Origin of the sequence: Saccharopolyspora karakumensis (genome assembly GCF_004349225.1) — a bacterium.
Lineage (GTDB): Bacteria > Actinomycetota > Actinomycetes > Mycobacteriales > Pseudonocardiaceae > Saccharopolyspora > Saccharopolyspora endophytica.
On sequence record NZ_SMLA01000030.1, the window covers coordinates 41,066 to 54,360 of the forward strand.

Consider the following 13,295-nt stretch of genomic DNA (forward strand, 5'->3'; position numbering starts at 1 on the left):
CGCGGACTCCGCGCGCCGCTCCTTGAGCACGTCGATGCGCGGCGTCGCGGCGTGCTCGCCGCAGGCCTAGGACGTCGACAGCTCCAGGCTTGAGCCGTGGCGGGACTTTCGGACCCTGAGTCTGACGGCGATGCGCTGGCGCATCTCCTCGACGTGCGAGACCAGGCCGACGACCCTGCCACCTGCGCGGAGTTCGTCGAGGGTGTCCATGACCAGGTCCAGCGTGTCCGCGTCGAGCGTGCCGAAGCCCTCGTCGATGAACAGCGTGTCCAGCAGCGCGCCACCGGTCTCGGCCGCGACCACGTCGGCCAGGCCCAGCGCCAGCGACAGCGACGCCAGGAACGATTCGCCGCCGGAGAGGGTCTTGGCCGGGCGGACCTTGCCCGAGTAGTCGTCGAGGACGTCCAGGCCCAGGCCGCCGCGCGTGCCGCGAGCACCGGCCGCGTCGGAGTGCACGAACGAGTAGCGGCCGTCGCTCATCCGCTGCAGGCGGCGGGTCGCCGCGACCGCGACCTCCTCCAACCGGGCCGCCAGGACGTAGGCGCGCAACGACATCTTGCGCGCGTTCTGACCCCGCCCGTTGACCACGTCCGCCAGGGCCTCCAGCTCGGCGTGCTCGGCCATCGCCGGACCCAGCTGCGCCCACGCCGAGCGGAGTCGTTCGCCGAGGTCGGCGAGCTCGGCGTGCCGCTGCTCGGAGCGGTGGGCCAGCGCCGCCGCGCGCTCGGCGGCCTCGCGGGCCACGGTCGCCGCCTCCGACGCCCGCTCCAGGCCGACCTCGGTGTCCGGGTCGACGCCGAACAGCTCGGCGCCGGCCAGCGCGTCCCGCGCGCCCGCGGCGCGGCGGTCGACCTCGGCCAGCGCCTCGTCCAGCTCGGCGAGGCGCTGGTCGTCCCGCTCGGCGGCCAGGGCTTCGTCGACGCTCGCGAAATCCGCTGCGGTGGCGGCTTCGGCGAGCGCGGTGCGCGCTTCGGCGAGCCGCTGTTCGACGTCGTCGCGGGCGGTGCGGGCGGCGATCAGCTTTTCCAGCCTGTCGGCGAGGTCGAGCAGGTGCGTGCGGCGGTCGGCGATGCTGTCGAAATCGCCTCGCCCGTCCCGCAACCGGCCCTCGCGATCCTCGATCGCCTTGGTGAGCGTGGTTTTCTCGCTTCGCGAGGCGGCGATCCTGGTGCGCAGCGCGGAGATCTGCTCGCCGAGCTCGTCGGTGGCCGACCCCAGCTCGGCCAGCTCGGTCTCGCGCCGGCCGAGGTCGGCGGCGGTCTCGCTCAGCCGGTTCTGCTCGGCGCGCAGCTGCTCCAGCTCGTCGGCCAGCTCGGACTCGGTGTGCCCACCGAGGCGTTCGCGCAGGTGGCCGACCTTCTGCTCGGCCTGCTGGGCGGCGGTCGTGGCGCGTTCCCGCTCGGCCTGGGCTCGCTGCTCGGCGGCCTGGGCGGCTTCCTCGTCCTCGGCGCGCACCTGGTCGTCGACCGGGCGCTTGGGCTCGGGATGGTCGGCGGAGCCGCAGACCGGGCACGGTTCGCCGTCGGCGAGCCGGGTGGCGAGTTCGGCGGCCATGCCCGCCAGGCGCCGGGAACGCAGGTCCTGCAACCGGTCGCGGTCCTGCTGGTGGGCGTCGACGGCCTGCTGCGCGCGGGCCTTCGCCGATTCCAGTTCCCGCTGCGCAGCGGGGATCTCGCGCGCGGTGGTCAGCAGGGCGGCGACCTCGGTGCCCCGGGTGCGCACGGTTTCCAGGCGCACTTCGGCGTGCTTGGCCTCGTCGACGCGCGTGCGGGCCTCGGTGATGCGATCCGGCAGGCCGTCGCGCTGGGCGACGAGTTCGGTCTCGCGCTTCTCGCCCGCCGTGATCGCGGTGGCCAGTTCCGCGAGCTTGCGCTGGTCGGATTCCTGTTGTTGCGCTTCGGGAATCAGCTGCGCCAGGGCACCCGCCCGCTCGCGCTCGGCGCCCGCGCGGCTGCGCAGCTCGTCGAGCGGAATCGCGGCGTCGACCTCGCAGCGGTCGGCCCAGGTGGTGACCTCGGTGTGCGCGCGGTCGCGCTCCTGCTCGGCGCGGTCGGCGGCACGGCGCGAGGAGATCACCGGGATCGCGCGGGTGGCGGCGGCGCGCTCGGCACGCCAAGCGTCGTGCTCGGCCTGCTTGGCGTCGATCTCGGCGAGCGTGGCGTTGGCCTGCCGGACGCGGCGGACCTTCTCCGCGAGCTCGCGGCGCTCGGTCAGCGCCGCTTCGGCCTGGTCGCGTTCGCGGCGGAGACGGGTGTGCTCGGCGCCGGTGCTCTCCAGGTCGCGCAGGGCCTGCTTCTCGATGTCCTCCAGCCAGTTCTCGTCGCCCACCTCGGAGGTCTGCGGAGCGCCGGACACCTGCGAGATGCGGGCGTTGAGCTCGCGGACCTGCTGCGACTGCGCTTCGACCTCGCGGCGGCGCTCGCGACGGCGGTCGATGAACCAGTTCTCGACCTGGCCGAACCGCTCGGTGCCGAACAGCCGCTCCAGCAGCTTCTCGCGTTCACCGGTGTCGGCGCGCAGGAACTTCGCGAACTCGCCCTGCGGCAGCATCACGACCTGGAAGAACTGCTCGACGCTCATGCCCAGCAGCCGCTGCACCGTGCGGCCGACCTCGTCGATGCGGGTCAGACCCTCCCGCGGCTGCTCGTCCGGCGTCCCGCCGATCCAGATCAGCGACGCCTTGGCCTGCTGGGTCGTGTAGCCCTCGCCGCGCTTCTTCGGGCGCTGGTACTCCGGGCTGCGTTCCAGCCGCAAGCGTTGGCCCTGGATCGTCAGCTCCAGCACGACGCTGGTGTTGACCTCGTCGGCGGCGGTGTCGCAGCGCAGCCGCTTGGCGTCGTTGCGCGCTCCCGGCACGGCGCCGTAGAGGGCGAAGGCGATGGCGTCGAGCAGCGTGGTCTTGCCGGCACCGGTGTCGCCGTGCAGCAGGAACAACCCGTCGGCGCCGAGCCGGTCGAAGTCCACGACCTGGTGGTCGCGGTACGGGCCGAAGGCGGTGACTTCCAGGCTGTGCAGCCTCATTCGGCCCCCTCGGCGGTGGTGACCGCGTGCAGCGCCTGGTCGAGCAGCACGCGCTCGGAATCGTTGGGTTCGGCTCCCCGGCAGTCCTCGACGAACCGGGCGGCCAGCGAGTTGTCGTCGCGACCCCGGACGATCTCGGCGTAGCGCAGCGGCGCGGTGGCCTTGCCCGCCGCCGGTCGCCACTCCAGGTGCACCGCGTGCGGGAAGCGCTCCTGCAGACGGCGCATGGCCTCCAGCGGGCGGACCTCGTCGGTCAGCGTAGCCGAGACGTAGCAGTCCTCGACCTCGGCGTGCTCGGGGCCGGCCAGCAGGTCTTCGAGCTCGCCCTCGACGGTGGCCAACCGGCGCGGGACCGGCAGCTCGCGGCGTCGCACCTCGGTGAGCCCGTCGGCGCCGAGGTCGACCAGCCACACCGATTTGTCGTGCCTGGCCTCGGAGAACGAGTAGGCCAGCGGGCTGCCGGAGTAGCGCACGTGCTCGTCGAGGGTCTGCGGACCGTGCAGGTGGCCGAGCGCGACGTAGTCGACGCCGTCGAACACCGAGCCCGGCACCTGCTCGACGCCGCCGACGGCGATGGTGCGCTCGGACTCGCTTCCCTCTCCGCCGGTGACGAAGGCGTGCGCCAGCACCACCGACCGAGTCCCTTGTGGACGGTCGGCGAGGTCGGCGCGGATGCGGTTCATCGCCTCGGTGAGAACCGCGGTGTGGCCGCGGCTTTCGATCTCCGCGCTCGCGCCCGGCGCATCAGCGCTGGCCTTGAGCGCGTGCTTGGCGGGGTCGGGTTCGAGGTACGGGATGCCGTAGAAGGCGACCGGGCCGTGCTCGTCGTCGATCAGCACCGGCTCGTGCAGCCGGTCGATGCGGGTGCGCAGGTGCAGACCTCCCGCGGCGGCGAACTCGGCGAAAGCGCCGACCCGGGGCGCGGAGTCGTGGTTGCCGGAGGTGATCACCAACTGCGCTCCGGTCTCGCGGAGGCGCGAGAGCACGCGCACGCAGGTCTGCACGGCCTCGCCGGAGGGCACCGCGCGGTCGTAGAGATCGCCGGCGACCACCACGACGTCGACCTGCTCCTCGGTCACCAGCTCGGCCAGTCCGCCGAGCACGGCTTCTTGATCTCCGAGCAGGTCACGGCCGTGGAACGTCCGGCCCACGTGCCAGTCCGAGGTGTGCAGTACCCGCATGGCACCCAAGCTAGCGGCGCCCCGATCAACGCCGCTCGACCCCCCAGGCCACTTCGGCGTGTCGCACCACAGCGTGATCCGATGTTCACCAGACGCGATCAATCCCCCCGCCAGGGTGAGCCGTTCGAATTTCGCGCGAAGTTCGAACGGCCTGCGCGCCTCGGGTGATCTTGTCGGAGGCGTCTTGGATGATGCGGGGAACGTCTCGCGGATGGAGGTCGTGTGGGGACTGGAGTTCTGGTCGGGTTCGTCGTCGTGCTGATCCTGCTGGTCGCGGCGGCGTTGTTGCTGATCTGGCGGCTCTACAGCGACAGCGCGCGCCGCGCCGACGAGGCGATGCGGATGGTCGAGGCCGAGCGGGCCCGCAGCACCGCGCAGCAGGCGGCGCTGCGCCGCTACGAGGTCGCGTTCGCCTCGATCACGGGTCGCGGCGAGCTGGGCGAGCAGGTCCTGGTGGAGACGGCGCGGTCGCTGGGACTGCGGGAGGGGATCCACTTCACCCTGCAGACCGACCTGGCAGGCGGTGGCGCGGCACGCCCGGACATGGTGCTCGAAGTCGGCGGCGGCCGGCAGGTGCCGGTGGATTCCAAGGCCAGCCTCGCCGTGTGGGCCGAGGCGATGGAGACCGACAACGCCGAGGAGCGCGCCGACGCCCTGCGGGTCCACGTGCGCAACATCCGCTCCCGCGCGACCGAGCTGGCGAGCAAGGGCTACCAGCGCTGGGCGGACGCGATCTACGGATCGATCATGTTCGTGCCCTCCGACGCCGCCGTCGTCGCGGCGCTGGACACCGACCCGCAGCTGCTGTCGTGGCTGCTGGGCAAGCGGGTCTTCCTGTGCGGCCCCACCGGTTTCGCGGTGCTGGCCTCGGCGGCGATGTTCGCCTCGACCGAGCGCACCCTCGCCGAGGACATCGAGCAGGTCCGCAGTCAGGCGGTCCGCTCGCAGCGCGCGGCGTCCAACGCGGTGGACGCGGTCAACCTCTCCAGCACCCACCTGCAGCGCTTCGTCTCGGCCCGGCGCCGGGAGCTCGACGCCCTGGAGACGTTCCGCAACTCGGTCCAGCCGCTCGCCGGGACGGCGGGCTCGGGCGACATCGCGGAGATCCGCCGGGAGGACGACGCGTCCCTCAACGGAGCCGACGTCACCCAGAACTGAACAACGGCTACACGTGCGTGCGCACGAACGCGTCGAGGGTGTCGACGACGAGCGTGGTCTGCGGGCCTTTGCCGAAGCCGTGGTCGAGCCCCTGGTAGGGGTGCATCTCGGCGATCACGCCCCGGCTGCGCAGCGCCGCGGCGAAGTCGAGGCTCTGGTCCAGCGGCACCAGCGAGTCGGCGGTGCCCTGCTGGATCAGGAACGGCGGTTCGTCGCCGGAGATGTTGCGGCCCGGGCTGGCCGCGTCGGCGACGTCGGGGCAGTCGACCGGCATGCAGCCGAGCAACCCGGTGATCGCGCGGCGCGCGTAGTCCTGCAGCTGCGGATGCTCGTGCTGCGCCTCGGCGCTGAGGTCGCTCGGACCGAACCAGTCGACGACCGCCCGGATTCCGGTGAGGCCCCCGCCCGGCTTGGCCGGGTCCCCGGCGACCGCCCCGAGCTGCGAGACCAGGTGTCCCCCGGCCGACGCTCCCCACAGGCCGACCCGGTTCCGGTCGATCCCCCACCGCGCGGAGTTCTCCTGCAACCAGCGCACCGCATCGGCGACGTCGACGAACTGCGCGGGTGACTGCGCGACCCCGGTCAACCGGTAGTCCACCGTGGCCACGGCGTAGCCGCGCTCCAGAAGTCGTTGCGCCGCCAGGGATTCCGGCGCTGACGGATCGGCGTCGAGGGTGCGGACGCCGGCGTCCCAGCCGCCGCCGTGCACGTAGACGACCAGCGGTGTCGCGACGGCCGCGCGCGGCGGCAGGTACAGGTCCAGGCGCAGCGCACCGGTGTCGCGCTGGGCGTAGACCTGGTGCCGGAACACCTGGTGCGCACCCAGGTCCCGAACCGGCTCGACGGGCGCAACACCGGCTTCGGACCGCGAGCAACCGGCAGCCACCAGCGCGACCAGCGCGAACCCGGCCGCGAGAACACGCCGTGCCACCGCGACCTCCCACGATCTCGCACCTCGTCACCCGGAAGAGTGAGCTTAACAAGATCGCGCGCCCCGCACCCCCAACCCCGAAAACCGCCGTGTTCACACACCGGATCACGGCCGTGTTCGGGGACCTGATTACCGCCGTGTTCGGGCACGACCCGGATTGCCGCCGTAATCGGGTACCTGAGTACGGCGGTAATCCGGGTTGGAATTGGTGGGGTGTTCCGGAACCGAGGCCGGGATCGACGCCAGGGCCAGGCCTGGGTCAGGGGGTTCCGTCGGCTTCGTGTTGTTCTGCGGCCAGGAAGTGGGCGATGCGGGTCGTCGACTCGTAGAGGTCCCGGTAGTGGCGGTAGTAGTTCTCGTAGCGCTCGGTGTTGTCCGGGTTGGGCCGGACGGTGTCCACGATCGGGTTCCAGGCGTCCGGGTCCACCGCGGCGCCGGTGCCGACGCCGGCCAGCAGCGCGTTGCCGTAGGCGGCGCCGACCGTCTCGGCGGGGATCTGCTGGTCCTTGCCGGTGATGTCGGAGACGATCTGCGTCCACAACCCGCCCTGCGTGCCACCACCGACCGCGACCAACCGGCGCGCGGAGCCACCCGCCTGCCCCATCGCCTCCAGGTTGTGCCGGACGCCGAAGGAGATCCCCTCCAACGCCGCCCGGTACAGCTCGGCACGCCCGTGCTCCAAGGTCAGCCCGGCGAGCACGCCGCGCGCCGACGGGTCGAAGATCGGCGTGCGCTCCCCGGCGAAGTACGGCAGCAGCAACAGGCCTCGCGAGCCCGCCGGGACGGTCGCGGCCTCCGAGACGAGCTGCGCGAAGTCGCCGTCGACGAGCCCGCGCAGCCAGTCGGTGACGGCGCCGGAGGTCGCCATGCCGGCGGCCAGCGTGTAGGTGCCGGGGAAGGCTCCGCAGGTGCCCCACAGCGCCGGGTGCGGCGTGACCTCGTCGAGGACCTCGACGAAGAACATCGTGGTCCCGTACATCAGCATCACGTCACCTGGAGCGCGCACGCCGACGCTGGTCGCCTCCGCCCACGCGTCGACCGTGCCCGCCGTGACCGGAAGTCCTTCGGGCAAGCCGGTTTCGGCCGCCGCCTCCGCTCCGACTCGGCCGACGACCTCGGTCGGCCAGGCCAGTTCCGGCAGCGGCAGGTCGGGCGCGACGCGAGCGGCCCAGTCCGCGGACCAGTCCCGCTCCTCCAGGTCGTAGATCGGGTCGCACTGGCTGGCCGAGTGGTGGTCGAGCACGTACCGCCCGGTCAGCCGGTGCACCAGGTAGGAGCTGCACATCAGCAGCATCTCGGTGCGCCGGTAGACCTCCGGCTCGTGCTTGGCCAGCCACCGGATCTTCGGCCCCACCGCCTGGCTGGACAGCGCCGAACCGCCGCGCCGCAGGATCTCCTCGGCGCCGAGCTCGGCGGTGAGCTCGGCGATCTCGTCGGTCGCGCGGGTGTCGACGCCGTAGAGGATCGCCGGGCGCAGCGGTTTTCCGCTGCCGTCGGCGGGCAGCAGCACCGGTCCGATGCCGCTGACGCCCAGCCCGGCGAGCCGGTAGCCCTCGGCGGCGGGCAGCAGTTCCCTGGTCAGCTCCAGGAAATCCGCCCACCACACCGATTCCGCGTCGTGCTCCACCCAACCCGGGTGCGGGTGCGAGGTCTGGTGCGGGCGGCTCGCACGCGCGACGATCTTGCCCGTTTCGTCGACCAGCACCCCCTTCGAGCTGGAGGTGCCGATGTCGATGCCGAGCAGGACCGCCTGTGAGTGCTGAAGCCGGTCGGCACCGGCTTCAGCACTCACGACCCCGACCCCCGGCTCCACTCGTCCAGGCGGATGTCCAGCTGTTCGGCCACGGCCCGCAGCGCGGCCCGGTGATCACCGGGCACGGCGTGGATGTGGTTCGCCCCGAACTTCGACAGGAACACCTCGCCCGGCGCGTCCAGCCGCGCGAACGCGTGCGGCCACTCCGGTGTGGACTTCTCGACGAGGGTCTTGTTCGTCGCCTCGTCGTAGTTCTCGAACTCGCCGAGCATCAGCTGGAGTCGGTACTCACCGTTCTCCCTGGTCAGGCGGCCGAGCGTCATCTCCCCCGGAGCCGCGATGTGCTGCACCGACGCGCCGCCCGCGGGGAAGAAGAACACCTCCGGGTAGAAGTTGACCTTCGACAGGTTCTCCGCCGGGTCGTCGCTGCGCGCGGCGTACCAGGTGGCGTGCTGACCGGAGTTGCACAGGTCCCAGATGTCGCGGTCGGCGTGGTAGTGCCGGACGTCGGCGAACAGCACCGGAGTGCCGGAGATGGCCTTGAACAGCTGCATCGTCAGCGCGCCGTCCATGTCGGCCTCGGTGGCGCACACGTGCGGCTGCTTGGGGCCGTTCCAGTCGTAGGGGTCGTTGAGGAACGCCTCGGTGACGTCCATCGTCGCGAAGTTCTCGGTCAGCTCGGGCTGCGCCTTGATCCCGGAGAAGTCCAGGTCGCGCTCATCGATGATGTCGCGAATCGCCAGGTAGGAGCGGATCTGGCGTTCCAGCAGCTCGGGGGTCAGCTTGTCGCCGTCGTAGTGCACCCCGGCCGCGTGCTGCTCGATCCACTCGCGGGCCTTCTTCGCCTCGGCGCCGTCGGCCTGCTCGGCGCGCAGCACGAGCTCGTACTGGTCGATCTCCTCGACGTCGACGCCGAACTTGCGCATCCACTGGTCGGTGTTGGCCACGGCGGTGTTCATGCCCATCGGGCGTCCGCCGAAGCGGCCGAAGGTGGAGCCGTGCAGCGAGCTCACCGCGGCCGACGCCTGCGCGTGCACGCCGATCTTGGCGGCCAGGTCGGCGTCGTCGGGGGCTCCCCAGGCGCGGGTGTGGCTGCGGCCGATCTGGTCGAGCGCGCCACCGGCGGCGAGCATCCCGACCAGACCCGGTTCGGTGGGGTCGGTGCTGGCCACCAGCACCAGCGGGCTGCGGGTGGCGTCCGCGGCCAGCATCGTGAAGTGCGGGAACGACCAGACCGCGTAGTAGAAGACGGTGACGTCCACGTCGGCCGCCGCGACCTCGCGGGCGACGGAGACGGCCAGGGAGTTGGTGGCGACCAGATCGGCGCCGACGACGACCTCGTGGCCGGCCGCGCGCAGCGAGGCGACCAGAGCGTCCTGTTTGGACTGGATGAACTCGGCGTTGCGGGCGTGCACGTGACCACGCCCGTCCGAGATGCTGACGACACCGATGCGAGCCACAGATCCTCCAAGTTCGCTTCACAGACGGCGTTGACTGCTGCTGAACCGGCGGTGCGCAGATGCTCGGCCGAATCGCCTGGAAGACCTTGCGAACCAGCGCGAGCAATCGTTTTCTCGGACGCTATTCTGGCGTAATACGGGCTGTCAAGGCGGGTGGCCCACCGTCACTCGCCCAGCGGTGAGGGAGGAAGTCGTGGCAACGATCAGCGACGTGGCGACCCGCGCGGGAGTGTCCACGGCCACCGTCTCCCGGGCTCTCAACGGCAAGGCGACGGTCGATCCGGAGCTCGCCGGGAGGGTGCTCGCCGCAGCCGAAGAACTCGGGTACCGACCCAACGGGCCCGCCCGCAACCTGCGGAAACAGGAAACCGCGGTGCTCGCGTTGATCATCTCCGACGTGGAGAACCCGTTCTTCACCGCGATCGCGCGAGGCGTCGAGGACGTCGCGCACGAGGCCGGCTACTCGCTGGTGCTGTGCAACTCCGACGACACCCCGGACAAGGAGCGCGAGTACGTCGACGTCGCGCTGCAGGAGCGCGTCGCCGGGGTGCTGCTCTCGCCCACCGGCAGCCCGGGCACGGCCGAGCTGCTGGCCAGGCACAGCACGCCGGTGGTGGCGGTGGACCGGCCGCTCCCGGACCGCGCGAGCGACACGGTGCTGGTCGACAACCGGCTGGCGGCCAAGCACGCGACGCTGCACCTGGCCGGGCAGGGCTACGGCCGCATCGGCTGCCTGACCGGCCCCAGCGGCGTGCCCACGGCCGACGACCGGCTGGCCGGCTACCGCGACGGGCTGCGCGCGGCGAAGCTGCCCAGCTCCACCTCGCTGGTGCGGCGGTCGAAGTTCAAGGCCGACGGCGCGCAGCAGGCCGCGCACGCGCTGCTCAGGCAGAACGATCCGCCGGACGCGCTGCTGGTCGGCAACAGCGCGATGGCCGTCGGCGTGCTGGAGGCCTTAGCGGCGCTGAAGCTCAAGCCGGGCCGCGACGTCGGAGTCGTCGCCTTCGACGACGCTCCCTGGACGACGCTGCTCGACCCTCCGCTGTCGGTCGTCGCCCAGCCCGCCTACGACATCGGCGCGCTGGCGGCCCGCCTCCTGCTCGACCGGATCTCCGGCGACCGCGAGGAAACCTCCACCACGACCCTGTCCGCCCACCTGGTGGCGCGCGGCAGCTCCACCCGCTGACGGGTCCGAACCGACCGGGCGAGGAGGACCTCGATCACGGCGCTCGAGTCCCAGCGCGGATCGGTACCCGGACTCCTGCGGAATCCGGGTACCGATTCGCGAGCGATCAGTTCGAGCTCTGCAGGAGGCCGTCCTCCTCGCCGGTCGACGGCTCACCCGCTCCCGACTCCGGGGGCGTCGAGCCGGTGGAGGTCGGTTGGCCCGGGTCCTGCGGTGCGGTCGGGGCCGGTTGCGACGGGGGCTGGCTCGGGACCGGCGGTGCCGGCGGGAGCGCCGGCGGGACCTCCGGTGGCGGCGGACCGACCGGCAGGCTGCGGCCGGCCGGAGCGCCGTACCAGTAGGCCGTGGAGCTGTAATCGCCCGGTTCGTCGTTGACCGGCCCGTGCTCGATGCCCGCGACCAGGCCGTTCCGGAAGGAGACCGCGTCGCCCACCATCAGCCGGTAGGCGCCGGTGCAGTCGAACTCGCAGCCGTCCTGGTTCACCTCGTGACCGGGGTTGCCCGCCTGCGGCATCGAGAACGTCGTGCCGAACCGGAAGTACCAGCCCGACTCGTAGAAGTCCTCGGTCCCGGTCCCGTGCCACGCGGGTTCCTGGGCTCCGTCGACGTAGAACCGCTCGTCGCCCTCCAGGTAGTTGCGCGGGTTGGACGCCGTCTGCCGCGTGGAGTGCGGCAGGACGCTGGCCTTGGTCTCGTTGAGCGGGATCAGGCCGCGCATGGTGTGGGTGACCCCGTAGAACGTGCCCGCCCCACCGGGGTCGAGGAAGTTCCAGTCCTGCCCCGGAACCGTGGTGCCGCGCTTGTGCGTGGCGTGGAAGTGCCCGCTGCCCTCGTCGACCCCGCCGGGCCCGGTGACCACCTCCGCCGTGGCTCCGTCGATCGGGATGCCGCCGGCGTTGACGATCTCCACCTTGGCGCTCTCGTTGAACGGCATCGGCCACCACGCCGTGTACCAGCCGTCCTGCCCGGGATCGACCGAGCTCATCAGGGTGCGCACGTCGTACTCGCCGAGCCCGGTGCCGAAGAACTCGCCGATCGGGGCGTCCACAGTGGTCTTGCCGTCGAAGGTGATGCGCAGCCGCGCGGAGGACAGCACCTCGTCGGAGGCCGCGACCTGCTCCGGCGGGATCGTGTACCGCCCGAACAGCTGCGAGCGCTCGAAGACCGGGTTGTCGATCTGGTAGCCGTGCGCGCTCTCCTCGCCCGGGTGGCCGGGGCCGAGGTCGAGCACGTCGGTGCGCACCCACTCGCCGTTGACCAGGCTCTGCACGTCGTAGCGGAACTCGTTGACGTCCAACGAGGACGAGACGAACCGGTTGTCGACCTCGATCGAGGACTCCCCCGCGGTGACGTCCGCGGGCACGTCGATCGACTGCACGCCCCACTGGCCTGGTGCGGCCGCGCCGCTGCGCCACTCGCCCACCACCTGGCCGTTGACGGCCATGCTCGCGACCTGGTCGGCGATCTGCGGGTCGAACCGCCGGATCACGCGGACGCCCTCGTTGTTCGGGTCCACGCGCATCCGGAAACGGCTGCCGCCGCCCTGCCCGAAGGCCATGCCGTCGTCGACGACCTGAGGCGCCGCCACCACCTGCGGCAAGCGCACCCGCAGCTGGTTGATCCGCGCCGGCCCGCTCAGCTCGGCGACGGTGTGCGCGCCACCGGGAGCCAGGCCGAAGTCGCTGCGCACCGGTGTTCCGCCGGTGGCGTTCTTCGGGTCGGACACGCCGAAGCCCTGCAACTTCGTCAGCACGTCGGTGGCCGGGTCCGAGGGGTCGAAGGTCTCCACGCCTCCCGCGTCGGGGAAGGTCCGGTAGTTCACGTGGTAGAAGTCCGGGTTGTTGCGCACGGTCACGCGCATCGATTCGCGGAACGGCATCGGCACCTTGCTGACCACGCCACCTGCCGCGTCGTCGGCGTTGCCCACCAGCGGCCACACGAACGGGGCTCCGATCTTGCCGCTGACCACGTCGGCGAACGGCGCGTCGAGCACCGTCCGGCCGTCGAGCTCGACGATGAGGTTGCCGGTGGCCGTCACGTCGCCCATCGGCTCGCGCGTGCTCCACAGACCGGAGATCTCACCCGGCCCGGCGTGCTCGGCGATCACGCAGCCCTGCGCCGATTCGCGCAGGCAGGAGTAGGTGCCCTCGAATCCGTCGTCGTTGCCGCCGGACCGGTCGTAGCTGGAGGACTGCAAGGACTGCTCGGCGCCGCGCAGCCGCGGCATCTCGTCGAGGTCTCGGTAGGAGTCCCAGCCGACCTGGCCCTTGCTCGGCGGCGCAGGTTGCTGGGCGTGGGCCCGGACGCTCGCGAACCCGGCGTCGGCGATCACCGCGGCAGCGGCGAGCGAGAAGACACCCAGGTAGGCGGCGAGCCGGCGTGCTCGCCGGCGGGCGTCGCGTCGCGACGGTGCGGAGCGTTCTGTCATCGTGCTCGCCCTCCCCTGCGGACAGCGCTGTCCACCGCAGACAGTTCTGCCGCTGATTCCGGTTCCGGTGAATCGTGATGCGCTCTAACTCAGTGGTTTCCAACCGACTCGGACCCGGCAAGATCTCAAAGCGCGATCTAGCGCAGCGTAAGAAATGGCCTCCCGGACGGCAACCAA

Annotated in this window: 8 protein-coding genes; 2 read left to right on the forward strand and 6 right to left on the reverse strand. The window is 71.7% G+C overall.

Going from position 1 to position 13,295, the window contains the following annotated elements; genetic code table 11:
• Positions 1–66: 66 nt before the first annotated feature.
• Both E1202_RS19260 and E1202_RS19265 read right to left on the reverse strand, forming a co-directional pair.
• Positions 67–3,021 (reverse strand): AAA family ATPase, encoded by a 2,955-nt coding sequence (locus E1202_RS19260; protein WP_132684536.1) that lies wholly within the window; start codon positions 3,019–3,021, stop codon positions 67–69.
• Positions 3,018–4,202: an exonuclease SbcCD subunit D gene (locus E1202_RS19265; protein ID WP_132684537.1), complete on the reverse strand. Its 1,185-nt coding sequence runs from the start codon at positions 4,200–4,202 to the stop codon at positions 3,018–3,020. Before E1202_RS19265 ends, E1202_RS19260 begins: the two co-directional genes overlap by 4 nt.
• Positions 4,203–4,424: 222 nt before the next feature.
• On the opposite strand from E1202_RS19265, the gene E1202_RS19270 reads away from it, so the two are divergent.
• Positions 4,425–5,360 carry a DNA recombination protein RmuC gene (locus tag E1202_RS19270; RefSeq protein ID WP_132684538.1) on the forward strand — a complete coding sequence of 312 codons (936 nt, stop codon included), beginning with the start codon at positions 4,425–4,427 and terminating at the stop codon, positions 5,358–5,360.
• Between the two features lie 7 nt (positions 5,361–5,367).
• Here E1202_RS19270 and E1202_RS19275 read toward each other — a convergent pair whose 3' ends face one another.
• From E1202_RS19275 to E1202_RS19285, 3 genes are all read right to left on the reverse strand, one after another.
• A complete protein-coding gene (locus tag E1202_RS19275) occupies positions 5,368–6,291 on the reverse strand; it encodes an alpha/beta hydrolase (RefSeq protein WP_132684539.1) in 924 nt (307 codons plus the stop codon).
• A 259-nt stretch (positions 6,292–6,550) separates the two neighbouring features.
• Positions 6,551–8,083, reverse strand: a complete 1,533-nt coding sequence (locus E1202_RS19280; protein WP_132684540.1) for an FGGY-family carbohydrate kinase — start codon at positions 8,081–8,083, stop codon at positions 6,551–6,553.
• Positions 8,080–9,504: an L-fucose/L-arabinose isomerase family protein gene (locus E1202_RS19285; RefSeq protein ID WP_132684541.1), complete on the reverse strand. Its 1,425-nt coding sequence runs from the start codon at positions 9,502–9,504 to the stop codon at positions 8,080–8,082. Before E1202_RS19285 ends, E1202_RS19280 begins: the two co-directional genes overlap by 4 nt.
• Positions 9,505–9,697: 193 nt before the next feature.
• Between E1202_RS19285 and E1202_RS19290 the strand changes: the two genes are divergently transcribed.
• Positions 9,698–10,690: a LacI family DNA-binding transcriptional regulator gene (locus tag E1202_RS19290; protein WP_132684542.1), complete on the forward strand. Its 993-nt coding sequence runs from the start codon at positions 9,698–9,700 to the stop codon at positions 10,688–10,690.
• A 106-nt stretch (positions 10,691–10,796) separates the two neighbouring features.
• Here E1202_RS19290 and E1202_RS19295 read toward each other — a convergent pair whose 3' ends face one another.
• A complete protein-coding gene (locus tag E1202_RS19295; protein ID WP_207918773.1) occupies positions 10,797–13,118 on the reverse strand; it encodes a glycoside hydrolase family 172 protein in 2,322 nt (773 codons plus the stop codon).
• Positions 13,119–13,295 lie beyond the last annotated feature (177 nt).